Genomic DNA, 25,577 nt, shown 5'->3' with positions numbered 1-25,577 from the left:
GACGGGTGCGACAGCGCCCACTCCTAGACCGACGGAATTAGGCGATGCTGATCCCCGAACCTGTTTCTTTGAGATCGCCGCGAGCGATGAGGTGATCGATCGATGTCGTGATGATTGCGGCGATGGCTGTCGAGGTTCGATTCCAACCGAACGCCCGGGACACGCCTTCGATTACCTCCGCCTTCGTGGCTCCACGAGCATCATTGATGATATTGCGAACAGCGAATTCCATTTCGCTGGTATGTACATGCTCTGCGGGCCTTGATTGGTATGCGGATGCCTGCCGTATGGCGCTGACGTTTTCGCCTCTCGAAAGGAGAAAGTCGCCGTCTCGTTCCACTCCGGCCAGGTGCACCGCTTGTTCCAAGTAGGCACGAATTCGGTGGCCTACGCGGCCTATACCGGAATACTCGCGAAGCCGTGCGCACAAGACCTCGAAGTGCACGGGGCTCTCGGCTGTAACAACTCTTTGAACGAATGGAACTATGCCGTGGCTGCTTGCTTGAGTTAGGTCAAGTCCCCTTGGAAAGTTGCCATGCTTTGTTGGTATGTATGGCATCACCCACGCGGGGTTGTCTGACTTAACGTGAATTGATGCTTCGAAGCGTTCCACAACGACAGGTGGCTTCTTCAGAAGCTCACGAGAAGTGAGGCGTCCAGTTACGGGGGCATTGCTCCTCTCCTCCAAAAGGTCTTTCAGCTTGGTAAGTTCGCGTTCACGGTGCCGATACCAAGCTGTGCCCCAAATATGATGAAGCTGCCACCCCAGTCCTTCCAATACTTCGTGTCGGAGTCTGTCTCTATCTCGTGCTGTGCGGGAGGAGTGATACATGGCACCGTCGCACTCGATCCCAAGCATGAATACTCCCGGTGCGTTGGGGTGTTTGACTCCAATATCAATGCGGAATCCGGCAACGCCGACTTGAGGCTGAACGTCGTATCCCCAACTGCTAATAGCGGCGATCACCGAATCTTCAAAAGGGGAATCCGTTCCAAGATCCTCGGGGCCCAGTTCGAGAGTTAAGGCTTTTGTCCCTCTTTCTGCGAAGTCTAGGTATCGACGCAAGTGTCGGCTTCCCTCACTGGCCGTCTCTCCAATCTGGGATGCTGTCATTGATGAAACGACCTCGACGAGTTGCCGAGCGCGGGTGATAGCCACGTTGAGACGTCGCTCGCCGCCCTTGCGGTTGATTGGTCCGAAGTTTCGATAGACCTTTCCCGATTCGTCGGGACCATAGCCAATTGACAGGATGATGACGTCGCGTTCGTCTCCTTGGACCTCTTCAAGGCTCTTGACGAAGAGCCCATCGAGGCGGTCATCCTTGAAATATTGATCGAGATCGGGACGATTTGCGCGAGCAACTGTGATGGCATTTTCAATGCTGTCGCGCTGTGCCGCAGAGAATGCAACAACTCCTAAGCTCGCCTTGGGTCGAGCGTCAAAATGGTGGAGAACTCTCGCGGCAACGGCAAGTGCTTCCTTCGGGTTGTCTTGCCCGGTTGATCGTCTGTACACGCCATCCACGAAATGGAACTTAACGCCGAGGTTTTCGTCCTCATCGATCGCGCCTGGGAAGGTGACCAGTCGTCCGTCGTAGAAGGAATGGTTACTGTACGCAATAAGGTTCTCGTGACGGCTGCGGTAGTGCCACCGAAGCGTGAGGCTGTTGAAGCCTCCACTCGATTTCATAAGGTCAAGAATTGACTCAAAATCATTGGCGAGATCCTCTTCTTCCGCATCCTCATCGACGACCGCTCCCGCAGCGAAGAACGATGTTGGCGGCAGCTGTCGTCGATCACCCGCGGCGATCAGGGCCTTGCCACGATAGATGCAATTGATTGCGTCGCCGGGAGGCACCTGGCTGGCCTCGTCGAAAATAACTACGTCGAACTCGATGTCGCTGGGTAGATACTGCGACACGGCCAGCGGGCTCATCATGAAGCACGGGTGAATGGCCTGGATAACGTCGCGCGCTTGGTCGACCAGATCTCGAACAGGTATATGACGGCGCTTCTTCTCGCCCTCTCGGCGAATTAGCGCCGACTGACCGTACGCGGTCGTAGGCCAGCGCGATGATGCAGCACTGACGATCGCATTGCTGGCGTCCACAATGAGATCCCGGTCGATGCGCCTGTATTCGGTGACAAGATCGTCGCGGTCCTCGGCCATTCGAGTAGCAAGGCGCTCATCGTTTTTGAGGTGGTAGTTGATCCAATGGCTCAGTACAGCACTCGTAACTCGAGCGCTGATTTCATCGGGCGGCACATCCGTGTCGATAAGTGCTTGCAGAACGCCTTCCAGGCCAAGTTCAACCAGCCGGCTCCGCGCTGCGTCACCGGCCATCCAGAGGTCGGGACCGTCTGTCTCCCTCGCGAACTCCAGAAGGCGTAACGGGCCAGTATCGGGATCGTCGAATTCCGCAGGCAGCCGTTCTGCTCGGTCCGTCGTGAAGTGCTGTTGGAGGGTCGCGAGTCGACTCTCCCATTCCAAGCCAGCAAGGTTGAGTTCATCTGACACCGTTGATTCAGCCAGAGCGGATACCTGCTCCAGTGAAGTCGCTTGCGTCGAATTCGTCGCTGTGGCTTGGCGAACTTTTTGTGCCCATTCGAGGTTGTCTCGCAGTGCGGCAATATTGCGCATCGGCGTGGCACCGTCTAACGGTCCGATGACCGCTCGAAATCCATCTAATGCAGTCTCAAAGCTGGCTTCTTCGGTGTGTGCTGCGGTGAGCACCGCGACAGCAGCCCAAGCTTGTCCGAGTTGTGAATCATCCCCGATTGCGGCAAAGACCTCTCGGAGGTCTTTGTTTACAGAAACTATTTCCGCCGCAGCCTTGAACAGCAAGATTCGAACGTCAGCTATGTTTCCTTGGGTCGTCTCCGGGGTGAGAGAAGAGTTGTGGTCTCCAGTCAGGGTGCGCCACATCGCCAGTTTCTCTCTGAGAATCGCGGCCTGCACGTTGCACTGGGCTCGAATCGATTCGTCGCGCAAACTTTGGCGGAGTGACGCCGCGTCATATATTTCGGAGGAGTCGAGAATGACCTTGCCGGCGGCCAGCGCGGCTTTGGCTGCAGCCCAACCTGCATCCGAGGTGTTGTAGCGTCCAAGATTTCCACCCAAGTGCTCTTCCAATGAGGAAACTAGTTCTCGGCGGTCCTGCCAGGCGCGGGCTAGGTGAAGTTGTTGCTTTGATTCTTTGATCGCTCCGCGCGAAACGTCCGTCAGCATGTGTCGATCAGCCCGAGCCTCGCGGCTGAATCGCCGCGTGAGGGTGGAGTTCACGTGAAGTCTGTTCGAAAGAGACTTCACGTCGAGGCGTTCTACATCGCTCGTGAAGTGTTCGAGGGCCGCCAGCTTTGATACCGATTCAAGAATGTTTGCCGATCGGAGTGAAAATGCTTGTGTCGTCACGCCAGCGAGTGCCTCGGGGGAGGCCAGCCACGAGGCGACAGGAGTGTCTGCAGATAAGAGAGCATCGATGGCCGCTAGAAATGCGTTTAGTCCGACTACGAGTTTCGGGGCGCGCAGTCCGACGAGCACAGAAAGCGACTCCGTCGCTGAGATGATTCCCGACAGAGTGTCTGCGGCGGCAGCAAAGGCCTCTTGGCCCTCAAGTAGTTGACTCCTCGACGCTTCGTCAAGCTGGGGCATGAGAGTGCGGAGATCGGCGCTGATACCATTCTTAGTATTTCTGCTGACAGGGATGCCTTTCCAGGCCGTTCCACAGAGCGTTTCCGCTGTAGTGCTCGCCTCCTGTTTCGCACTCACTGCACGTGCATAATCCTCGACTGAGACGGCGATTTCTTGAAGATTTGGCTTTGAGAGCCAATCCAAGCCGAGTTGATCATGGTGTCCATGCCATACGCCGGCAAGCTCGAGCGTCTGCTTCCACTGTGCGTTGCGGCCAAATCCGAACACGGCCCTGCGGGGAAACCTCTCGTTGAGTTCTCGTACCAGCTTATTAAGAGAAAGTCGGGCCGCCTCAACGTCATATCGAAGCGAGTCTGTTTCCTTGATGCCCCACCACAAGTTGTCTTTACCGGAGCGAATAATGCGCCAGAACTGAGCCGCTTTTGCGGCTTCCCTCTTAATCTCAGATAGTCGGCTCGGATCCAGCAGGTTGGCCAGAAATGTTGGGGCAGGAGACTCGCCGGTGACCCCGATTACTTCCAGCTCGCCGAGGGCCTCGTGGACGGTCGTCTCAAGGGGCAGACGGATCTCATTCATGGCTCTGGCGTACTGGTTGAGCGACTCGCGAAGTTCTTCTGAGCGGATCCGCGTCAGTGGTTTTGCGCGCCCGGCAGGTGCTGGCTTTTGAGTGAGAGCTGTCGACATCATCGCTGCTACTTCGCTTCGTACCGCTCGATGGCTATGCAGCGGCAAAATAAACGAGCCGAGACCGCGGTCATTTAGCCGATTTCGTACGACGTCGAGGGCAACGACCTTCTCCGAAACGAAGAGTACGCGCTTGCCGTCATGGATGAGAGCCGCGATGATATTTGCAATCGTTTGGCTTTTTCCGGTGCCAGGCGGCCCATCGAGCACAAAACTTCTGCCGTCCCGCGCCGCCGATATGGCGGCGCGCTGGCTAGAGTCAGCGTCCAAGACGAGATGTGCTGTCTCCGGGGGTGCCAAAGCGTCGACCTGTTCGTCGGTAAGCATGTCAAAGGCAAATTGTTCGACCGAGTCAGATTGAGCCGATGCAATGGCCTTTAGAACGGGGCTTTCAAGAATGCGTTCCTCGTTCAATTCCAGGTCTCGGAACATCGCCTCTTTAGCGAACATGAAGTTGGAGAGTGATGCGAGTTCCTCGATTCTCCACCCTTCGGGAAGTTCAAGAGCGCGGTAGAGATCTAGAGCAGCGGCAAGCCCAGACGTGTCGATGGTTTCGTCAATAGCGGCCGTGGACGGGAGTTCGATGCCAAATTCCCGAAGTTTTAGTTCGAGGGCAGGGTTTCCCGCTCTGTCTTCCGACGAGGGAAACAACCTGTGCGGTTGTTTTGGACCGTCACTTCGAAGTTCAACCGGAACGAATAAGAGAGGGCTGCGGCGGGAGTCACCCGAGTCATCAATCCAAGCTAATGCGCCGAAAGCAACATAGAGAATGCTTAGGCCCTTATCCAAGAATTCGCGTTTTGCTGCCGTGGCAAGATTCTTCAGAGCGCGGTCGACGTCGCGCTGAGTCTTATCGGCGAACAGGCGGTGCGGAAACTTGCTGTAGTCGAAGTTCTCTATGGTGTCGAGCACCTGTTCGTCGAGCTGCGTCTCATCCTCATGGTCTGAGATCGGAACGGGTCTCACCGGAGGCTTAGTACCCACCGTGAACGCTCCGTCATCTGCTGAAATTAGGTCAAATACCTGCTGGGACGTTTGGCCCGCGAATTCAAGAGTCGACGATCGCGTAGGTCGGTAGTTGAGCAAGCGGTTTCGCCCGCTCATATTCACTAACGACTCGCGCCATTGTCGCAGCGCAACTTTCAACTTGTCTTGTCCGTCGTCCACAAAGTCCCCCACGCGTTTCTTGTACTTAAATGACGATACCGCGATGGCTGAGGGCACGCATTGCTACCCATGCAATGGCACGGTCATCAGGACTCGCCATGGACAAATTCGTAAGACGCTCTATCCGATTGATCCGGCTTGTCAGCGCACCGACCACCAGCCCTGACTCCAACGTCAGAGTATGATCCCACGCCTCTTGCAGATCGAGGTGGAGGCACCTTCGCACGCTCGCACCGTGCCGGAGGTTACGGATTTCTGCCCGGTGACAAGTGTCGGGTACAGGACCAACTCAGCGCCAAAGATCAGTGACTAAAGGCCGTTGGCTGTGCATGGATGCCGTGCGACTAAGCCTGAATGGTCGCTTCTAGGTTGCTTTTGGCACGATACGCTCTTCCAACCAGGTGAGTTCCCGTCTTGCAGTGCCCGTTGCAGCGTGCCGACCGAACAGGGTGCCCAGTGCCATGTGACTTGGTCGCCGTCGTGCCCGGTGCGGCCCGGCTATAACGTACCGTTAGAGCCGAACGGAAACTTGTGGGGGAGCCATCATGGCAATTGACTTATCGACGATAGCGGACGTACCCCGTGGCCCGAGCCCGGAGCACCTCCCCGATCATGACGTCGTCGAGTCGATTCGGGCAACGATCGCGGCCCCGGACGGCTACTTCAATCCCAGCGGCAAGAACTGGGCTGACGTTGACGACAACCTGAGCGCTGAGCAGTTTCTGCGCCTGCCCGTGGTGCGTGCACGAGACATTCGCGCTGCAATCTTGGCCGCGGGGCTGCAGGCCGACCCTACCGGCCTGAGCATCCGCGGCGCACGGGTGACGGGCAATCTCAATCTTGACGGCATCGCCACGGATTTTCCGATCATGTTCCAGGGCTGCTACTTCGAGGGCGACATTGATGGATCAGGACTTCACGTTCCGGTGTTCGCTCTCTATCGTTCCATCGTCTGCGGCTCGGTGTTTCTGGAATACTCCGAGATCACGCGGCGCCTCGACCTGCGGTGCAGCGACTTTCACGGTCTGGTGGATCTGGACTTCGCCACGTTGAGGAACCTGATGGCCAGTGACATCATTTTGGTGTCGCGACCAGGGAGTGACGCCCCCGCCACTGAGGAGTCTGATGAGACACCGAACCCCCGTCTGAGCTTCAATCAAGCCCAGATCGTCGGCAACTGCAATCTGGAGCGGGCGGCGCTGGAAGGCGGTCTTAGCGCGACCGGCGCCACCATCGGCGGCAATCTGAATCTCGATGACGCAACCATGATCAGTTGTTGCGCAGACCTCTACTGCGCCCAATCGCACGAAGCCATCAGTCTTGATGGTGCGCGTATCAGCGTCGGGTTATTCATGCGCAATGCGACAGTGCGCGGCATCGTGGCCGCTCGCTACGCGCGTGTGTCCGGTGCCATTGAACTGATGAGATCGACCATTGAGCGTCGCGGCCCGATCTCGCTGAAAGTTGCCGCACCATCGGAGACCCTCCTCAAGCTGTTCGGTTCGGTAACGGACGGCGGCCTCGAGATGGCGGGACTTGTCGTACAGGGCGGTGTCACTCTGGCCGGAGCGGAATTCAGGTCACTGTGTATGACGGGTGTGTCCGTCGTCGCGCCCAAGGGTCGGGCCCTCGACCTCACGTCGTGCACGTGCACCGGCGACGCGGAGCTGGACTTCGCGACGATTTCGGGCGCCGTGGTCCTTGACCGGGTACGAATCAGCGGCAACCTGCTGCTCGGTAATGCTTATGTCGTGGGACGTGTCAGCATTGAGGCCAGCGTGATCGGCGCGGTGTGCGCAGACGGGCTCACCGTCAGAAGCGTGCTCACGACGTGGCACGAGCACCTGCTCGCCGCGATGCGGGAGCGGGCAGCACGCATCCTCTTTGCGATGAACTGGTCCGGTCACCACGGCCAGGGGCTGGCAACGACCAAGCAAAGCGGATTCCAACTTGACGCCGCACCCGAGGCGTTGACCCGTGCCAAGGTTGGGACCGCCCGGGCGCTGTCTCTCAACCAGTCGAACGTTGTCGGTGATGTCTCCCTCACCGTGCGTGAGATCACTGGCAGTGTCTCGCTAGTCGGAGCGACCCTCGGCGGAACGCTGCGCATCGAGCGGGTGCCGGTGGCCATGGCTCCGGAAGATCGGGCGCAGTCTTCTCTGGCTTTGGTGGGGGACATTGTCGTGGACGGGATATCCGTCGACGGATCATTCGAGGTCGTGAACCTGACCGTCAATGGCCGCCTGAGCGCCGTTCAGGCGTCAGTCAGGTCTACCTGCGACCTGGCCGGGTTGACGATTGCCCCGTCGGCCGAGATCGATCCGGTGACGGTGGATCTGGAATCTGCCAGCGTGCGCCGATTGCGGCTTGGGGAAAGGGAGTCCATTGGCGGCCGTCTCAATCTCAGCCGGGCAGTCATCACGCATCTGGAAGTGGCGCCGCCCCAAGCGGATTCCGCTTCGATCTGGAGACGGTGGCTGCGGGACCTGCGCGGCGTGTCTCGCGACTGGCGGAGGGTGCCTCGAGCAGCGAGAATACCGTCGATCGCGGGCACCCGGGAACTCACGATCGGCACCGTCGAGGGGGTTCTTGACGGCAACTGGCGCGTAGCCAGGGACTGGCTGGACGAGTCCAAACATCATGCGTCGAGCAGCGAGTTTAGGGTTCAGCCCTGGCTCACGCTTGCCGATGTGTTTGAACGAGCGGGACACGAGTCAGCCGGACGGCACCTGAGGTTTCACGCCACGGAGCGTCTCAAGAAGCAGCGGAAGGGGATGTCCGCGGCCGTCTGGCGGAACCTGACGCGCGTGACCATCGGTCACGGGTACTGGCCGGCGCTGGCCATGGCGTGGTTGCTCGTGCTGTACGTGATCGCTTTCAGCATCGGGGGCACCTTTCCCGACTCGTTTACCCCGACCGATCGATCAGCCGCCATTACAGAGGTGGTGGTCGATCCCACGGACACAGTAGAGATCAGCGCCGCGACGGAGGATATTCACACCGGGTCGACGACTCCGATACTCGACGCTTACCCTCCGTTCTACGCGGGGCTCTACGCAGTGGATATCGTTGTCCCCTCCTTGGAATCGGGGCTGACGGGCCAGTCTGCGGCCTGGCGGGTGAGTAACGATTTCTGGCTCGTCGCTGCTTTCACGGCGCTGAAGGCCCTTTCCTGGGTACTGCTCGGGCTCTTCCTCACCGGAATCGCTGGACTGTACAAGGCTCGGTAGATTCACCGGCGACCATCCCCGCTGGTTGAGCCGGCGCGCGGAGCGCCTCGATCGAAACCGCGCATACCGCTGCATGGACTGCGATTCCGAAGTCATCCCCGTTACCCAAATTCGACTATGCCCACATGTTTGCTTCCCCAGATGACCGATTCCGGCCGCTCATCGCGACGATGCCTTGGTGAAATAGTGCGGAATTCGCTTGGAGCTCGGTGGGAGTAGTCTGCGGGCTAGTGCACTGCCGATACCCACGCGAAGCAGCAGGTTCGCTTCCGCCCGGTCATGAACTGACCGATGAGCCCGAGGATGGAGTTGGGCGCTGCATCACTTGCTGCGGTCGTGGCAGACATCTTCGAGACCAATGGCAGTGTCGAGGGCGCACACCTTCGTCACGAAGGCGGAGGTGACCGCGGTGACGGTGTCGATGCGGGTGATGAGTGCCGGCGACGGGTACAAATACCTGCTGCGCTCGGTCGCCGCTGGTGACGGCAAACGGCTGCTGTCGACCCCGCTGACTCGGTACTACACCGAGGAGGGCACGCCTCCGGGTCGATGGATGGGCGGTGGCCTCCGCGGCCTCGGCGAGGGACGCATCGTTCAAGGCGACGTCGTCACGGAGGCCCAGCTGCAACTGCTCATCGGATTGGGCCGCGACCCTGTCACCGGTGAGGCGCTCGGGCGCGCATACCCCGTGTATCGCACCGCCGGCGATCGAGCCCCAGGCGAGCTATTTGATGACGGGCGCGGCGTAACCGAGCGGGCCGCGGCATCCGCTTTGGAACAGCCGGACGAGAGGCGGCGTCGCGCCGTCGCCGGCTACGACTTTACGTTTTCGATTCCGAAGTCGGCGAGCATCCTCTGGGGTGTTGGCAGCGCGGCCATGCAGATGCGCGTCGTGCAGGCTCACCATGCGGCGGTGGCCGAGGTGCTGGCGTACATGGAGCGTGAAGTTGCGGCGACGCGCACCGGCACGACGGCGCAGGGCGGTGCCGTGGCGCAGGTGGATGTGACCGGGCTGATCGCGACGGCGTTCGATCATTTCGACAGCCGGGCCGGCGACCCGCACCTGCACACGCACGTCGTGATCAGCAACAAGGTGCAGACCGTGCTCGACGGCAAGTGGCGCTCGCTCGACGGCCGGCCCATGCACGAGGCCGTGGTGGCGCTCTCTGAACTGCACGAATCCCTGTTTGCCGACGAGCTCACGCGGTCACTCGGCGTGCAATGGCAGAGGCGGGAGCGGGGGCGAGATCGCCACCCCGCGTGGGCATTGATTGGCGTGCCTGAGGTGCTCGTGGCGGAGTTCTCGACGCGGTCTCGGCACATCGATGTGGAGACGGACCGGCTGATCGAGGAGTATGTGACCAGTCATGGGCGGCGTCCGAGGCCGGTGACGATCATGAAGCTGCGCGCACAGGCCACGCTCGCCACTCGGCCGGCGAAGCAGGCGCACTCGCTGGCCGATCTCACGGCGGCATGGCGCGAGCGCGCTGCACGCGTACTCGGGCACGACGTATTGACGGTCGCCAGCTCGTCTCCTTCATTGCTGCGTGCCGAGGATCTGCCGCGCGAGGCTGTGGATGCGCTCGGGCGGGGCGTGATGACGGCCGTCAGCGAGAAGCGCGCCACCTGGCGACACTGGAATCTCACCGCCGAGGCCGCGCGCCAAACGATGCCGTACCGGTTCGCGTCGGCATCCGATCGGGAAGCCGTCGTCGGCCTCATAGTGGATGCTGCCGAGCGCGCGTCCCTGCGCCTCACGCCGCCAGAGCTCGCCGTGAGTCCCGTGTCGTTTCAGAGGGAGGACGGGACGTCGGTGTTTCGGCCGAGGCACTCCAACGTGTTTACCTCGACTGAGTTACTCGAGGCTGAGTCTCGGCTGCTCAAGCGTGCTGCTGATCTGACCGCTCCACGCGTCGCGCTCGGTTCGGCCGCGTTTCCGCGGTTGCCGGGTGGTGGGCGGCTTGCCGAGGACCAGCTCACGGTGCTCTCGTCTGTCGCCAGTTCGGGCCGCGTGATCGACGTTCTGGTGGGGCCGGCCGGCGCGGGCAAGACGACGGCGATGAATGCGCTCCGGCGAGCGTGGGAGGTAAAGCATGGAACCGGTTCGGTCGTTGGGCTTGCTCCCTCGGCCGCCGCCGCAACGGTGCTGGCGACGGATCTCGGCATTGCGACGGAGAACCTGGCGAAGTGGTGGCAGTCCCATATCGACCAGGGGTTGTCGTTTCGGGCCGGTCAGCTTGTGATCATCGACGAGGCCTCGTTGGCGGGCACGATGCCGCTGGATCGGGTCACCGCACTGGCTTCAGATGCGGGCGCGAAGGTGCTGCTGGTCGGCGACTACGCCCAGCTGCAGTCGGTCGACGCGGGCGGCGCGTTCTCACTGCTCGTGCACGATCGAGCGGATGCGCCCGAACTCATCGACGTGCACCGCTTCGTGCACGAGTGGGAGAAGATAGCCTCCCTTGGACTGCGCCAGGGTAACGCCCATGTGATCGACCTATACGCCGCGCACGACCGCCTGCGTGATGGCAGTACCGAGGCGATGGCGGATGCCGCCTACGAGGCGTGGCGGGCGGACATCCGCTCGGGCAAGTCGACCGTGCTGATCAGCGACTCGAACGAGGCCGTCGCCACACTGAACGTGCGCGCTCGGACCGAACTAATTCTGGAGGGTCGGGTCGACGCGCTGCACGAAGTCGCCCTGCACGACGGGACCCGCGCCGGCGTCGGTGACACGGTCATCACGCGGCGCAACGACCGGCGGCTGTATGCGTCGCGAGGCTGGGTGCGGAACGGCGACCGGTGGAACGTGATCGGCGTGCAGCGCAACGGTTCGGTCGACGTGCAGCGGCAGGGGCGGCGGTGGGGGAGCACGGTGCTACTTCCCGCGTCGTACGTCGCGCAGCATGTCGAGCTGGGCTACGCGGTCACCTCGCATCGGGCGCAGGGAATCACCACCGACACCGCGCACGTCGTGGTCGCGCCGAGCATGCCGCGCGAGAACCTGTACGTCGCGATGACGCGGGGTCGCGAGGCAAACAACGCTTATGTTGCCGTCGACCGGCCCGATGTTGCCCACGTGGGGTCGCGACCGGGAGACACCGCGGACGTGACGGCGCGCAGCACCTTCTGTGGCATTTTGCAGCACGTCGGCGCCGAGCTGTCGGCGCACCAGGCTCTGGCGGCCGAGCAGGATGCCTGGGGTTCGGTGGCGCAACTCGCGGCGGAGTACGAGACCCTGGCGGCGGCCGCGCAGCACGACCGGTGGGTGGCGCTGGTGCGCGCGAGCGGTCTCGCGCATGGTCAGGCTTTAGAGGTGGTCCAGTCGGATGCCTTTGGCCCGTTGACCGCGGAGCTGCGGCGAGCCGAGGCCCACTTCGTCGACGTGGCTACCTTGCTGCCGCGCGTGGTCGCGGCCCGGGGGTTCGAGGATGCCCAGGACATCGCGGCTGTGCTGCGAGCCCGGGTGGCGGCAGTGGTGTCGCGGGATACCGGCGCGGGTCGAACGCGCCGTTCTCCGCGGGTTGTCGCCGGGCTGATCCCGCGTGCGCTCGGGCCGATGGATGCTGCCATGCACCAGGCGTTGGCCGAGCGCGCCGGGCTGATCGAGACGCGGGCGGCCACCGTGCTCGACCAAGCGATACTCGCGGGGGAGCCATGGACTCGAGCCCTCGGTGCTGCGCCGCGCGGTTCAGCCGCCGTCCTGTGGCATCAAAACGGATGCGCCGTCGCGGCCTACCGAGACCGCTACGGCATCGTTGGTGCTCGCCCGCTCGGCGCGGTACCGGAGTCGACGGCTCAGAAGCTCGACGCCGCGCGCGCTCGCACCGCTCTTGAGGCAGCGCATCGCTTCGCTGCGAGTTCGACTCCCGTGGCATCCCCGTCACGTCTCGCCCCCGGATGGACGAGGTAGCTCATCGGATAGTGAATCCGTATGCATTGATCTTCAGCCAAACACGCAGTGTTGAGGGTCATGGGCGCATAATCTCCGGTCGTGATTCAGACGTCAAGGCGGAGTTCGATTCGATCAGTCAAATCGTCGTGAGTGCTGCGGGCTCTGATGCTGACATGGCACTATTTGCTATCGATATGAGCCACCAATTCTGATCAAGTAGGAGCTGGAACTTCGCCAGCCGGCGCCGGATATCGTCATCGCGCGGCACCACTAAGCTTGGGAAAAACGTGCGGTCTATGTAGGCCTCGCCAACCCCGCGCTCAAGGCCATCGGCCTTAGTATCCGCGAGGGCTACTGATGGAAAGGGAAGTTCGCGTGCCGCTTCCGCTTATCCCCGTGGTAATTGCCATCGTTGCTCTAGTCGCGGCGGCAGGAGGGATAGCTGCAGTCCTAACCAGGTTCGGCAAGAGGGTTGCAGGGCAGCGCGTCGCTATTTTGGGCAGTCAGAAGGTTGGAAAGACGAGCCTTCTTTATTTCCTGCGCGAAGGTAAAGTTCCGGACCAGACTTGGAAGACTGTTGATCCTATTCGTGGCGGTAGTTTTACGATGGGAGTCGGCGGTGAAATGGTTGAGTTCGCTGTTCCGAAAGATCTTCCGGGAAACGACGGCCTCGGATTTACCGTCTGGAAAGAAGCCTTTTCCGGAGCAGACTACGTCTGGTACCTATTCCGCTCAGACCTGATCGCACAGGGTAATTCCTTGGAAATCGATATGGTGAAAGGGCACCTTGACATGTTTAAGGACTGGATGGACGCCGAAAATTCGACGTGCCCAAAGATAATTTTGATCGGAACCTGGGCAGACAAAGATCCAGGGTTCCGGAAAAACTCTGGAAAGTTTAGGCAGATTGTGGGTTCGGCGAGCCCAATCAAGATTGGTTCGGTCAAGCTCAACAACGCGGGCCTGGTCGTCGGCGGCCTCATAACCAACATGGACGCCAGCGCACTGGTGAAGAGTCTGGGGGCGCGACTCTGATGATCATCGCTTACGCGCAAGCGACCGATCGTCAGGGCATCGACGCGGCAGCAAATGGGCTGGCTGTTGCGCCCGATGAGCCCATCTTCACAGCCCTTCGTGAGAGGGCCATCGCCTTGAACTTCACAACCATGCCCCATCAAGTGGGCGAGGTCGAAGTGAGGTACGGGAGAGGGCTCATACGCCTCGAGCTCAAAGTTGCCGATGGTGGCCAATTTAGATCCTCACCAATAGTCATCGTCGTAGATGCTGCTGACTTGGGCGATGGTGGCGGGACTGCAGCACGGCTTGCCGGCGAGACAGTCTCTGCGATCGGTCGACAGTGTGACGTCGGGATCATTGAAGCGGGATTCGTCCTTGGCGAGCGCCAGCATAGGAGTATCCGCACAAAGCGTCGGGTCGTGTCTGCGGTTTCAATCGCGCTGATGGTCGTGACAATTGCTTGGGTAGCTCGGAGCTGCGCCTCTGCCGACGACATCATCGGCTCTGCGCATTCTTGGTCTCGTTAGGAGTAGAAGTTCATGGCAAATATTGAAGGAATGAGTGCCCTGCCTAGGTCGGTTCTCGTCGCCGATGATCGCCTATATCGGGCGATTTCGCAGAATCCGGATTCTGTGACACTTCTGGAAGACCTCGACGCGATGGTCATCCCGTATTCGGGTAGAGCTGAAGTGAACGAGCAGCAGAGCGCATCGATTCGCGAGGTATTGCTCGCGGCCGGGCAGCTAATCTCCGGGGCGCTCCTGATCCGAAACCCCTACGAGACCGCGAGCTATGAGTTCGCTGAGTACGCGATTGAATCGTTCGCCAGCGCGAAGTACCACGCGCTCGCGAACGTCGCCCGACTGCTAGGAGCTCGTGAGATCCACGTCGTCGACGCAAAGGTTGCCCACACTGTTGCTAAATCTGGCGCGGGCGTCAAGGCGAAGATTCCAGCGGGCGGTGCGGAGGCAGAGATTAGCAAAGAGGTCAGCAAGAAGCTCGAGGAGCGACTTGAGGGTCATATGAAGTTTCCTGGCGCGGAACCGGCTCCAGAGGATGCGCTGGTGTACCTGCGTCGGCGGAATTTGTCGAACGACCAGCAACTGAGAGATTTGGTCGAAATGCGCACGGGAGCGAATCCGATCAGCCACTACAAAGTGACGCTAAGTGGCACGCGCGAGTCAGCCGCCAACCTTCGGAGTGCTCTGAAGATCGCTAATGCTGGCCCCGTGAAAGCAGTCGACATTGGGGCATCTTTCTCGAAGACCGCCGAGTCAATCAGTAGCATCGAGATCACGATTGAGATCGCCTTCTAGATAATCTTCGCTGACGCCGGGCGCTCGCCTCCGGCTCCGCCGCAGTACCGCCCGGGTCGGCATCCGCTGTGTGGCGCCAGCACGCCGGCACGGTCGCGGTGCAACGGGACCGCTCCGGAATCACGTCACTGCTTCGGGCGGACCAGCGGACTGAGCCTCACTCCTCGTTCCGGTGCCCCGAGGGCGGCGAAGCCTGTCGCTGAGCAGGCGTGAGCCCTGGCGTGTGGTCGCTCCGCCCGATGATTCTTACTCGCCGTGACGGGTCAGGGCATACCGCGAGTATGGAAAGCTCGAAGGGTGAAGCTCAACCTTCAGTTCGCGACGTATGCCGCCAAAATGCGACAGCACATCATCGATGGGACGGATCTGGAGGTTGATGCCCGGTTCGTAGATATGCTCGCTCCCCGCGGTTCAACGATCCTCGACATCGGCTGTGGGCACGGATCGGCCGTGAACGGACTGCGTGCTCGAGGCCACGCCGCCTTCGGGATCGATCCCACGCCCGAGGTATTGAACGTGGCGTTCGATAACTTCGACTCAGACTGGTACCGAGAACTCGGCGTGGAGGAACTCTCGCCAGTACGACTCGCTGGGCTGGGAATTCTAGACACCTACGACATGGTCCTGATAGCGGGAAACGTTGCAGCGTTTCTCTCAGGCGACGCACTGCGTCGGGCTTTCGTGCAGGTGAGCGCTCTACTGAAACCCGGCGGTACATTCGTGGTGGGAACGTCGAGCCAGAGTCGTGGCGGTCCGCAGGACCAAGATGACGCCGGTGGCGCGACTGGCCTCGAGCTTATGCGTAGATTCTCGGATTGGCATCTTGGCCACTATTCACGAGATTCCGCCTGGTCCGTCAGCGTGTACGCCGCACCCGGCGAATCGCCCCGGCCGGAGTCTCCCGATGGAATGTTCATTTTGAAATAAGTGGGGCGTCTTCTTTTGAGCTGGTCTGGGACGCGCGGGGGAGCATCCACTCTGAAATGTGCGTGGCACTTTCGGCTGTGGGAATCCGGTTCTACGGTGTTGGTAGGCAACCTCTATTACGCGCCGTCGCTCGTTGCGGTGGCATGACTTTCAGTCCTTCAGGTTCTTGTTGCCGAACATCTGAAAGGCCGTGCCATGTTCGAACTCATTCTGGCCGCCACTGCCCGCAGCTACTTCTTCCTGCGGCGGTTCATGCCGACCGCCATCGTGATCGACGCCATCAACACGCGGCGCGGGCTGAAATGGGGTGTACCGGCAATGCTGCTCGCCGTTCCGTATGCGCTCGCAGCTATCTATTGCCGAGCGCAGATCGATGCTGGCGGGCCTGGTTGGCTGAACCTGCTCGTGATCTTGTGTCTCTGGAACACCCTGAAGCTTCTTCTAATCGGCCCGATCAGCCTGCTGAAGCTGATGGCGGTACGCGTTCGCGAAGCCGTGGCACGCCGTCGCATGACCAAGACGCTGCTTGCCGACGACGTCGAGCACTTCGACGAGCCCATACTCGTTTTGAGGCACGGCTAACGGCACGTCTGGGCTGGCGTACCTGTTGATAGCGGCATGATTGGCTCACACACAGGTCCGCCCACAGGAGGTTCGACAATGACGATCCCGCAGGAGCAGTTCGACGACCTGCTCAGCCGCACCGCGCTGGCTGCGCTGTTCTACTATCCGGAGGTCGCCGTCGACGATGACGTCCCCAACCTGCAGAACGACATCGCGTACTGCCTGGAACCCGTCGCCGGGATCGCGGATGAGAATGCCGCGCGGCTCCGCGTCGCGGTCGGGCGTGTGATCACGAATCCGACGGCGCATCGCTCGGAACTCCTTGCCCTGGTCATTGAGCTGGCTCCGCCGCCTGCTGAATAGTCATGAACGGTCCATCTGAGGAAGGCGCCGCTGCGCGGAAGGCGCTGGCGGAGCATCCGTCTATTGATGAAGGGACGGAGAAGCGGCGTCAGTATGTGGCGGCGAACCGCGACCGGATCCGCGAGCTGAATCGTCTCTGGCGGTCGGAACATCTCGACCGGGCCCGGGAGCTGAATCGGGATTCGATGCGTCGGGCCGCGGCTCGTCGGCATCGTGAGGCGCAGGTGCGGGCGCGGGGGAGGGAACGGGCGAAGCGGTGGCGGGTGGAGCATCTGGAGCGTCGGCGTGAGTATCAGCAGCGGTGGGTGGCGGAGAACCGCGAGAAAGTGCGCGAGTACTACAACCGCTACTACGAGGCTCACCGCGACGGGGTGAACGCTCGGGCCGCGGCGAGGCGGGATGCGGACCCCGAGCGCACGAAGCAGGTCACCCGGCAGTGGGCCGGGCGCAACAAGGAGCGTCGGGCTGAGTTGCAGCGCAACCGGCGCAGCGATCCGGAGATTTATCAGTCCGAGCTGGAGGCCAACGCTGCCGCGAGACGGCTGAAGCGCAGCCTGAGTCGGGCGGGCCTCCCGCCGAAGCGCGTTCACGTTGCGACCGCGGCTGAGCGCCGGGCCAATGAGCGCGAGGCTGACGCCTATTTCAATAATCCGTCGCGGCCCGAGCACCTGCGGCAGTTCACGGTGTTCGCCGAGTCACTGACCGAGCACATACTCAAGAACGGCGCCCGGATGCGCGAGTTCGCCGAGGCCTACGTGGAAGCCAGGGCTCGCATGGGACTCCCGACCGTGCCGGTGGAAACCATCGTCTACGCCCGTGCCGTCGAGATAGTCGCAGAGCGGATGCGCAGGGTCGACCTACTGACGAGCCGCGACGTCGCCGCGGCAGTGCGGAGTACGAAAGCCGAGGTTGTGCGCGAGGAGCGGCAGGAGCAGTTCGAGCGACTCGTGAAGACCGTCGTGACACAGGTCCACCGCAATCGTGCGCGGTATGTCGTCGATACGGAGATGGAGAACCAGGCGAGGGCTCATCGGGGGAAACCGCGTGTGCCCGTCGAGTCAACGGTTGTGCAGTTTGCCATGCAGGAGGTCATTGAGCGCACGTCGACAAACGGGCTGACCGTCGAGGATGCTCAGAATGCTGCACGGGTAGCGATGCTACGCCTTGCCATGTCATCTGAACCCGGCCTGGGCCCGGTGAATGATCGAATCCAACGACGGCCACTCGGATAGCTCACCGGCGTTCCACCGCCACCGCTACAAGCTTTATGGGCCTCAAAGACCGGTTCGGAACACCGCCTCGCCGAGGAAATTAGCACCGGTTAGAGTCCCGGCCGTCGCGTCGAAAACAAACAAAGCTATGTCGGCCTGGTCGGCGAACTGCCGTGCTTCGTCGGTGAAACCGACGGCAGAAAAGAAAAGTGCCCGGCGCTTCGCGACGGCAGCACCGCCGGCCAGCTCACGGACCCTAGGGATCTCTGTCAGGTCAGCGCCGGTGTCTACACGCGACACATAGTTCGTCGATTGAGCGTTCGTGCCGGTGGTCGGGTCCGTGCTCCGAGCGTCACCGGCCCCGAGGAATCGCATCCATGAGGCGGCAAGTTCTGCCGCTCCCTCATCGGAGGCGCCGTACGGCTGCGGGAGTGGTGCTGGTCCCTTTGGGTCGAACGCTTCACCGGATCCCCCAGGTATGTACTCGTAAGCCGTAGCTTGTCGTTCCTGGATGCCACCTAAAGCGGTTCGGCACGCAACCTCCGACAGCCAATCGAGTCGGGCAACTCGATTGTGCACGATGGAATCCAAGATCCCTCGGCCTAGGAAATAGGTGAGACCCCACACGATTACCAGAGCGAGCGGCAGGTACAGCCAGCCGACGTGAGCAGGTCGAGCAGCCATCGGAATGCCGGACAGCCACATCCACAGGCCGAGGATCGAAGCCACGAGTAGAAGGAACGCGGTCCAAGTGACGACGCGGTACGTGGTGCGCGTCGGTACGGGGCCACCGATTTGAAGAATCGACGGGGTCGTCCTGGAATAGACGTTTTCGGCGATCTCCTGTGGTGAATCCCAAATCCATGGGTACTGGCGACCAGTCGCTCGGCCCAAACTAAGCGCTAGGTCGTACATCCGTTCCTCACAGTGGTGAGGCCCGCGCAAAGTTTCCAGCTCGATTGCTTCGGTGGTGGTGGTCATGCTGAAAGAGTATCGGCGCCACGGATGGTGCAGTGGGACCGACCCGCGGACCGAGACCGTGACTGGGCCACCGTGCAATATCCTGCATTGCCGGCTCAAACTCAGACACTGAACGTCCCGCTAACGTTGGCCCGCACGCGGGCCTCCCGTGCGAGTAGTTCCCGAAGAGCTTTCAACTGGCGTCGGCTCGTCGGCGCCTCGTGAATGTTGATGGGCGGGTCCCAATCATGAATGACCTGCGTCTCAATGTCCTTGAGCGCAAACTCTGGAATCTTGGGCTTTTCCCAGACGGCGAGTTCGAGATTCTCGGCCATCCAGACCGTGAGGTCTAGGTCTCCATTTCCGACGAGTCCGTAGCTGGCGAAGTCGGCGGGTTTCAGGGGGTTCCGCGCCTGCGATTGCAGGTGCAGTTCGGTGCGCAGGAGGGCAGCAAAAGAGCGACGCACGGTCGACGATCCGGTGGCGGGTTTCCGGGCGGCACTTGCGTTGAAATGGGCGAACACCTCGCGCGCGAGAAGATCGTCTTCGGACTTGCCCACGTAGAGGGGCCCGCCGTCCACGGTGGATGTAACACCGAGTGTCGTCCAAACAGTGCCATCGCCGTAGATCGCATAGAGGCCGGGTTTCGGCGGGACAAGGGTTGGAGCGTCGGCTATACGGAGCTTGTTGCGAGACAAGCTGGCGATTGCCGCGTCGAATATTGTGTCTGGAGCCATACGATCAGCTTGGTCTTTCTGCTCTTGGGATGTCTCACCCATAATCTCCTGCGGGCACTTCGAGGACGATCGGTCCGGCTGATACCAAACACATTAAGGCGCCAGCTATGGGGTGGGACGGTCAAATGACGCCCTAAGGGATGCGGGGCCGGCAACTGCGAACCAGTCGAGGCCTCCGACCAATAGAGATCCTCTGTGTCGCACCTGACCGCGCACACGCTGCGGAGCAGGGACGGCTGATGCCGCAACCGATCGCCTTCCTACCTCTCAGACCAAGTCGCGGACCGTTCGATCGGCGTCGAGGATCGTTTTATCCACTGCTTCTATGAAGAGCTCTCTGGGGCCTCACCCTCGGTCGTCATGAATCTGCTGGCGTCGATGCCGTCTACTGACAGCTGGCACGAGGCAACGGCCACAAAGTCCTGGTGTGTCTGTTTCTGGTTGTCTGTCAGGTCAGCCCAATGGACGAGGGCGGCGCCGATACCCTGCTGCCACTTATCGAGTGCATGGGCCCCATGGGTGCCGATGTATTCAAGTAGTTCAGTCGTGCGCGGCAGGGCGTCAGCGAGTGCGTCGAAGTCCTCCTGAGTGGCGTCAATGGTGGCTTCGGATTTGGCAACTTGCTCACGAAGCAGCTCGTCCTCCTGCCTGCTCCGGCGCCTGGCGAGGAAGATGAGTGTCGAAATCTGCAAAGTCGAACGAATTCACAAGGCTCCGCACGCCGCTACCGCAGCGCAACTGGCCATGTTGAGTCGATCCGTGGCGTCTGTGCTGAGCGTGCGGCCTTTACACATCCGCAGCCGGTACTTACCGTGGCAGAAAGGAGGCGGCAGTGGCGGACGATGCGCTCGGTGACGGGCCCGGCTGTGTTGTCGTCGTCGAACACTGTTCCCCAACGAGAAAATTCTAGTCATGAGACGGTGCGTCGCCGAGCGTGTACGAGAAGCATCATGTTTCGGTTGGGTCTAGTTGCGTCGAGCAAGACTTGATGCGCGGATCTTTATTATCCGTTTATTCCATCGAGATAGCACGAACTCGGTCTAGGCTTACCCTTACCTTTCAGCGCATCTGCAACGATGAAAACCTGGTCCGACCGAAGTCCGTCGAGATCAATCGATGTTTCATTATCACCGAGCGAGCGACTCACGAGCACTTGGTGTAATCCGTCGGTCCCGGGTTCAAGTCCCGGCCGCCCTACTTAAATATCGAATTGATCAGGGATTTTGTCTAGCGAAAATCATCGAGACTTGATGATTTGTACATCGGTCCCGGGTTCGAATCCCGGGAGGCTCTATAAAACAACTCCTGATCTGGCTTTTTGTTTGCCGCCGAACGCGACAAATTCGTCGAATTTCATATCAGCCCTGGGTTCGAGTCGTAGCTACCATATTGGAATTCCGTTTGACCAGGGATTTCCTGTCCGCATGGCAGACGCGAGACCTGATGCCGTTGACGTTTATTCAGCGTTTATTCCAAAAACTTGCCTTTTGTAGGCACTTATGAAAAAGGTGCTCGACCCGGTTCGAGTGACTTAGAGCGACTTCGATCGCCCGCGGGTTATGGGTACTGAATACCTCCTCGGGCTCGGCTTTGGTTTCCGACTCGCGACGGCCGAGCACGGCAGGCACCGCGGTCGGTTCCAGGCGCAATGCGACGCAGGCAGCGCTCAAGGTCGATCTGCCGCGCGCTTGCCTGCCGGCGGCATCGGCGACTCGCTGAATGCGAATTCGTCTTTCCCGGCGCTTGCGCAGGCCTGGCTCGAGGATGTCGAGGATGTGGTGCTCGATGTCGGTCGCCGCGACGACGTCTATGTCGGTCACGGAGTCAGTGGCGTTCGGGCGCGGCGGCCGGAATTCGATGCTGCACTGGACGCATTGGAGACGGGTGACACTCTCGTTGTCACGACGCTTGGCAGCTTGAGCCGGTCGACGATCTCGCGGGAGCGCTACGCACCCGCGGGGCCGCGCTTCGCGCGTTGAACCTGGGCGGGGGAGACGTAGGTAGCGCGAGATCTGAGCTTGTCGCGTGCCCCGCTATATCGAAGATTTTCCGAACGCGGCGCGTGAAGCTCAAGTACATTCGCGGGTGAACCAGTCGAAATTTGCGTGATGAAGTCCTCGGGTGACGACGCGTTGAGAGTCGTCTCCGGAGCGATGATTTTGTGCCCCGGTTGTCCCCCCTTCAAAGGGCATTTTCTCGGGCGGGTCTTGCGGGACTGTGGCCTCCTGGTACCGCTCAGAACCGCAAGATTCGGCTCTCCCACACTGGTTTCCCGGTGGGCGTCCCCCTTGCGGGCGCACGTCAGGGTGGCCGTGTCTCAGGATTTTGCAGCCATTTTGGGGGCCACGCGGCTGCCGTCGTTGGCATTGGAAAAAGTGCCATTACACAGACGATATTGACTTGCTCTGTACTGCAGAGTAACTTGCTCTACAACGCAGAGTAAACGATCAATGGAGGCTCTCAGTGACGAATATCGAATTATTGGAAACGAAGGTCCGCGCGACCCGTCGGGTGTCGTCGTTGCCGTTGGTGGTCATTGGCATCGCCACAGTCGTCGCTGCAGTCAGTCCGCTGTTCGGTGATGTCGGACGCGTCGTAGGTTTCGTGGTCGCACCGCTAGCCGCCCTCGCATTCTGGGGCGTCATGAAGGTGACCGCGACGCGAGCTGGCTTGGGAATGGGACGCGAACGCTATGGACTGATCGCAGTGATCGTCGTCGTCGTCTCGCTGAGCCCGCTCGTATCGATCTTGCTCGGCCCGGCTTTTCTCCTCGGTGTCCTGCTGCTAGCGGCTGGATGGCGGGCAGAGGATCGGCGACAGTGGGTTAGCGGGCTGGTCCTAGCCATTGCCTCACCACTGCTGAGCTATTCGTTCATTCAGAACCAGATCTATGTCCTCGAGCGCGCTCTAACGGGATGGTATTGGTTCACGGATATGACAGCGGACGGTGTGATTCTGGCTGCCATTGGAGTGGTCCTGCTGCTGGCAGGGATTGCCCAGTTCCGACGCGAAGACGAAGCGATACGGCGGCGTTCGGAATGAACCCATCGGATGGCGTCAATCCCTTCGACCTCAACGAGACCATCCATCAACGATCGCGGCTGGCCATCATGACGGTGCTACGTGAAGCCGGCGAAGCAGACTTCGCGTTCCTCAAGGACAACCTCGACTTGACCGACGGCAATCTCGGCCGGCACCTCGAAGTCCTCGCCACGGCCGGTTACGTGTCTACCCGTCGAGGCTATGACGGACGACGCAGCCGCACCTGGGTTCGCATCACACCGCAGGGGTCCACGGCCCTGCAACTCGAGATCGACTCCCTCCGGGCCATCATTGATCGCGCAGACGCCACCAGCTGACCCGCTACCAGCCAGCCCGCTTAGCGTTCGGCTTACGAAGACCCTAGGACCCTGCCATTGTCAAAGAATGGACTGGCCCACAACTGAACCCATTATTACTGCACGACTTTTGTTGGAACCGCTGTCGGTGGAGCACGCGGCTGCGATGATCGAGGTTCTGGCCGATACTTCGCTCTATGACTACACCGGCGGAGAAATACCCTCACTGAAGCTGCTGGAAAAACGCTATGCCACACAAAGCGTCGGGCACTCTGAAGATGGTTCGCAGTGGTGGCTGAACTGGGTTGTCATTGAGCGAGACTTAGCAAAACCGGTGGGGTTCGTACAAGCAACCGTCGAAGACGACGGGTCGAATCTCGTGGCTGACATCGCTTGGGTCATTTCACCAAACTGGCAAGGGCAAGGAATCGCGTCTGAGGCCGCTCAAGCGATGGTCGCCTGGTTGCGATCACACGGAGTCCGCTTCCTCACAGCGCACATTCATCCCGACCATCAGGCCTCCATGAAGGTGGCGCAAAATCAAGCCCTCCACCCGACCTCGTCGAAGAAGGATGGCGAAACTCGCTGGGAATCCCAGCAACCCTAGAGCGCCCGTTGAACGTTCCGCTAACGGGCGTTGTGCTACTTCGCTGGCAGCGTGGAGGTCGTGAGGGACCGGATGTAGGCGGCGTTACCCCGGATGGATGGCTTATACCGTTCAATATCTGGCGACTCGACACCCTCAGCAACCACTTCGAGCAACGCAGCGACAGCCTCATCGAAGCGGCTGGAAGCATGAAGGGAGATCGCTTGGAACACCCTTAGCGATGGCGAATCCGGGAAGTCTTGTCGGGCACGCTCGAAGACTTCCACCGACCTAGCGAACTCGCCGAGATTCCGCAGCGTAGATCCGTACTGGACGTAGCATCGGCGCAGCAGATCACCCGAGAGACCAGCCCGAAGGGCTTGCTCGTAGAACGATCGCGCGGTCTGCTCCTCGCCGGCAGTGTCGTAAGCGCCACCCACTTCGTACAGCACGCGAGCGTCAGCCGGGTGTTCCGCCAAAATTGGCAGCAGCGCATCGATTGTGGGCTGCATGTTATTTCGATCGCGAACAGTGAAGATCCGGTCGAGCTCCTCATCAAGTGTCATCCGTCCATTGTGCCCTCACGACGGTTGTCCACTGGGGGTTCGGCTTACGGGCATCTCAGCGCAGACGTCGACATGGTTGGCTTCACGCGATTTGGTCCCGCTGAGCGTCGCTATTGAGAGGCTGCTCATGAATCAGGGATTGGCGAGCGTCACAATCGTTGTCGTCGCGGCTAGTTCGTGTCGAAGCCGTTCACGAGCCCGGTGATAGCGGCTTCGCACGGTCCCCTCGTTCATTCGAAGCACTCGACTGACCTCTACAAGTGATAATCCGTCCCAGTGGTGCAGGCCGATGATGTCTCGATCCGTCTGGTCAAGCTTTCGTATCGCATCATGGAGATCGTCGAACGTCGAGGAGTCGGAGAAGCCTGGTCTCTCCACTAACGACATTTGGCTTCGGAGTCGGTCGGCAAGTGCCTTACGCCTGGCGGTGCTGCGCTGATGATGAAGAAGGACGTGACGGGCGATACCGAACATCCAAGGGCGAATCTCGTCATCGTCGGCGGGGAGCCTATTCGCGCGTTTCCATAGAATCAGTAAGGTCTCAGCGAGCAGATCCGCGGCATCGTAAGGGGGGGGTCGATTCGACGTGCGAAATACGCCAGAAGCGCCGGCGCGTGCTCGGGGACGGCACGGCTTATCCGGGAGCGTTTGTCCTCCGTACGAGCGCTCACGGGTTATCCAACCGGCACGACATACCGACCGCATCGATGCCGACGCCCTTTCCCGGTTCGTTGAACACCACGACGCCGGGGATAACTGCTTTCGTGAACTCGAAGAGTGCCGGCGTCAACGCTTGGCCCACGCGTCTTTCGCCGTCGGGACCGTCGTCGACGGTGGCGCTCTCGTCGTAGAGTTGCTGACCGAATCCGGTCCAGTCGGTTGTTCTGACTGCGTCGTTCAGCGCGGCGAGGTTCGAGTCGCTCCAGTTGCGCAATTCAACGTAGGCACGGCAGCTCTCGAAATGGCCGCTTTCCGTCGTAAAGTCAACGGGGATAGGGATCGTTCGGGTGTTCCCTTCGGGCATCGCCACCCATGGCCAGACGGACAACTGGTACGTAGAGAGGGTCATGCCAGCGGTCAGCGAACCGACAACGATCACTGGAATCATCCAGCGACGGCGCGGCATCCGTCCGCGATGAGAACGGGGCGGCTTCGTCTCCACTGCAAGTGAAATCGCCTCCCGTGTAAGGGAGGCTGGTAGCGGTGCAATCGAGGCCGAGAACAGGTCATCGAGTTCGGTATCGTTCATCGTCTTTCCTTTCCGGGCGAGTCATTACCTATTACATTCCCGGCATGCGGCGAATCGTTGCACTGCTGAACACCAACCCGAACGCCCGATCTTCACAGAAGTCTGCAAGCTACCG

At 60.6% G+C, this 25,577-nt stretch carries 21 protein-coding genes; 12 read left to right on the top strand and 9 right to left on the bottom strand.

Annotated elements, in window-relative coordinates; all coding sequences use genetic code 11:
- Positions 1 to 37 precede the first annotated feature (37 nt).
- The gene (locus tag E3N85_RS09985) at positions 38 to 5,560 is read right to left on the bottom strand and encodes a DUF3320 domain-containing protein (protein WP_134462788.1); all 5,523 of its coding nucleotides are present in this window, start codon (positions 5,558 to 5,560) and stop codon (positions 38 to 40) included.
- A gap of 488 nt (positions 5,561 to 6,048) precedes the next feature.
- Here E3N85_RS09985 and E3N85_RS09980 point away from each other — a divergent pair, with 488 nt between their 5' ends.
- The 3 genes from E3N85_RS09980 (at position 6,049) to E3N85_RS09970 (ending at position 13,663) form a co-directional block, all read left to right on the top strand.
- Positions 6,049 to 8,733, top strand: a complete 2,685-nt coding sequence (locus E3N85_RS09980) for a hypothetical protein (RefSeq protein ID WP_134462786.1) — start codon at positions 6,049 to 6,051, stop codon at positions 8,731 to 8,733.
- Between the two features lie 421 nt (positions 8,734 to 9,154).
- Positions 9,155 to 12,646 (top strand): MobF family relaxase, encoded by a 3,492-nt coding sequence (gene mobF / locus E3N85_RS09975; protein WP_134463136.1) that lies wholly within the window; start codon positions 9,155 to 9,157, stop codon positions 12,644 to 12,646.
- Between the two features lie 378 nt (positions 12,647 to 13,024).
- Positions 13,025 to 13,663 (top strand): GTPase domain-containing protein, encoded by a 639-nt coding sequence (locus E3N85_RS09970; protein WP_134462784.1) that lies wholly within the window; start codon positions 13,025 to 13,027, stop codon positions 13,661 to 13,663.
- A 224-nt stretch (positions 13,664 to 13,887) separates the two neighbouring features.
- Here E3N85_RS09970 and E3N85_RS16350 read toward each other — a convergent pair whose 3' ends face one another.
- Positions 13,888 to 14,037, bottom strand: a complete 150-nt coding sequence (locus E3N85_RS16350; RefSeq protein ID WP_166783925.1) for a hypothetical protein — start codon at positions 14,035 to 14,037, stop codon at positions 13,888 to 13,890.
- A 147-nt stretch (positions 14,038 to 14,184) separates the two neighbouring features.
- Here E3N85_RS16350 and E3N85_RS09965 point away from each other — a divergent pair, with 147 nt between their 5' ends.
- From E3N85_RS09965 to E3N85_RS09945, 5 genes are all read left to right on the top strand, one after another.
- Positions 14,185 to 14,961, top strand: a complete 777-nt coding sequence (locus E3N85_RS09965; protein WP_134462782.1) for a hypothetical protein — start codon at positions 14,185 to 14,187, stop codon at positions 14,959 to 14,961.
- A 297-nt stretch (positions 14,962 to 15,258) separates the two neighbouring features.
- Entirely contained in the window at positions 15,259 to 15,888 is a 630-nt protein-coding gene (locus E3N85_RS09960; protein WP_241978420.1) for a bifunctional 2-polyprenyl-6-hydroxyphenol methylase/3-demethylubiquinol 3-O-methyltransferase UbiG, read from the top strand.
- 195 nt (positions 15,889 to 16,083) lie between these two features.
- A complete protein-coding gene (locus E3N85_RS09955; protein WP_241978419.1) occupies positions 16,084 to 16,470 on the top strand; it encodes a sulfate permease in 387 nt (128 codons plus the stop codon).
- Positions 16,471 to 16,548: 78 nt separating this feature from the next.
- Positions 16,549 to 16,815 (top strand): hypothetical protein, encoded by a 267-nt coding sequence (locus tag E3N85_RS09950; RefSeq protein WP_134462780.1) that lies wholly within the window; start codon positions 16,549 to 16,551, stop codon positions 16,813 to 16,815.
- Between the two features lie 2 nt (positions 16,816 to 16,817).
- Complete coding sequence (locus E3N85_RS09945) at positions 16,818 to 18,047, top strand: hypothetical protein (protein ID WP_134462778.1); 1,230 nt, start codon at positions 16,818 to 16,820, stop codon at positions 18,045 to 18,047.
- A 42-nt stretch (positions 18,048 to 18,089) separates the two neighbouring features.
- Here E3N85_RS09945 and E3N85_RS09940 read toward each other — a convergent pair whose 3' ends face one another.
- From E3N85_RS09940 to E3N85_RS16815, 4 genes are all read right to left on the bottom strand, one after another.
- Positions 18,090 to 19,007, bottom strand: coding sequence for a hypothetical protein (locus tag E3N85_RS09940; RefSeq protein ID WP_134462776.1), 918 nt, complete (start codon positions 19,005 to 19,007; stop codon positions 18,090 to 18,092).
- Positions 19,008 to 19,108: 101 nt separating this feature from the next.
- Positions 19,109 to 19,723 carry a GIY-YIG nuclease family protein gene (locus E3N85_RS09935; protein ID WP_134462774.1) on the bottom strand — a complete coding sequence of 205 codons (615 nt, stop codon included), beginning with the start codon at positions 19,721 to 19,723 and terminating at the stop codon, positions 19,109 to 19,111.
- A 323-nt stretch (positions 19,724 to 20,046) separates the two neighbouring features.
- Positions 20,047 to 20,415, bottom strand: a complete 369-nt coding sequence (locus tag E3N85_RS09930) for a hypothetical protein (protein WP_134462772.1) — start codon at positions 20,413 to 20,415, stop codon at positions 20,047 to 20,049.
- Between the two features lie 768 nt (positions 20,416 to 21,183).
- Positions 21,184 to 21,543 (bottom strand): hypothetical protein, encoded by a 360-nt coding sequence (locus E3N85_RS16815; RefSeq protein ID WP_241978451.1) that lies wholly within the window; start codon positions 21,541 to 21,543, stop codon positions 21,184 to 21,186.
- Here E3N85_RS16815 and E3N85_RS16810 point away from each other — a divergent pair.
- The 4 genes from E3N85_RS16810 to E3N85_RS09905 all read left to right on the top strand — a co-directional run bounded on the left by E3N85_RS16810 (position 21,499) and on the right by E3N85_RS09905 (position 23,668).
- The gene (locus E3N85_RS16810) at positions 21,499 to 21,702 is read left to right on the top strand and encodes a recombinase family protein (protein WP_370289235.1); all 204 of its coding nucleotides are present in this window, start codon (positions 21,499 to 21,501) and stop codon (positions 21,700 to 21,702) included. The two genes, E3N85_RS16815 and E3N85_RS16810, sit on opposite strands and share 45 nt — an antisense overlap.
- A gap of 484 nt (positions 21,703 to 22,186) precedes the next feature.
- Positions 22,187 to 22,765: a hypothetical protein gene (locus E3N85_RS09915; protein WP_134462770.1), complete on the top strand. Its 579-nt coding sequence runs from the start codon at positions 22,187 to 22,189 to the stop codon at positions 22,763 to 22,765.
- Complete coding sequence (locus tag E3N85_RS09910; RefSeq protein ID WP_134462768.1) at positions 22,762 to 23,082, top strand: transcriptional regulator; 321 nt, start codon at positions 22,762 to 22,764, stop codon at positions 23,080 to 23,082. Before E3N85_RS09915 ends, E3N85_RS09910 begins: the two co-directional genes overlap by 4 nt.
- Before the next feature lie 67 nt (positions 23,083 to 23,149).
- On the top strand, positions 23,150 to 23,668 hold the full coding sequence (locus E3N85_RS09905) for a GNAT family N-acetyltransferase (RefSeq protein WP_134462766.1): 519 nt from the start codon (positions 23,150 to 23,152) through the stop codon (positions 23,666 to 23,668).
- 35 nt (positions 23,669 to 23,703) lie between these two features.
- On the opposite strand, the gene E3N85_RS09900 is transcribed toward E3N85_RS09905, so the two are convergent.
- The 3 genes from E3N85_RS09900 to E3N85_RS09890 all read right to left on the bottom strand — a co-directional run bounded on the left by E3N85_RS09900 (position 23,704) and on the right by E3N85_RS09890 (position 25,462).
- Complete coding sequence (locus E3N85_RS09900) at positions 23,704 to 24,213, bottom strand: tetratricopeptide repeat protein (RefSeq protein WP_134462764.1); 510 nt, start codon at positions 24,211 to 24,213, stop codon at positions 23,704 to 23,706.
- 132 nt (positions 24,214 to 24,345) lie between these two features.
- Entirely contained in the window at positions 24,346 to 24,918 is a 573-nt protein-coding gene (locus E3N85_RS17165) for an RNA polymerase sigma factor (RefSeq protein ID WP_134462762.1), read from the bottom strand.
- Complete coding sequence (locus tag E3N85_RS09890) at positions 24,881 to 25,462, bottom strand: hypothetical protein (protein ID WP_134462760.1); 582 nt, start codon at positions 25,460 to 25,462, stop codon at positions 24,881 to 24,883. The genes E3N85_RS17165 and E3N85_RS09890 overlap by 38 nt, the downstream gene beginning before the upstream one ends.
- Between the last annotated feature and the right edge of the window lie 115 nt (positions 25,463 to 25,577).

This window comes from Cryobacterium sp. Hz9, from assembly GCF_004402825.1.
Classification (GTDB): domain Bacteria; phylum Actinomycetota; class Actinomycetes; order Actinomycetales; family Microbacteriaceae; genus Cryobacterium; species Cryobacterium gelidum.
This window is presented reverse-complemented; position numbering and strand designations above follow the sequence as displayed.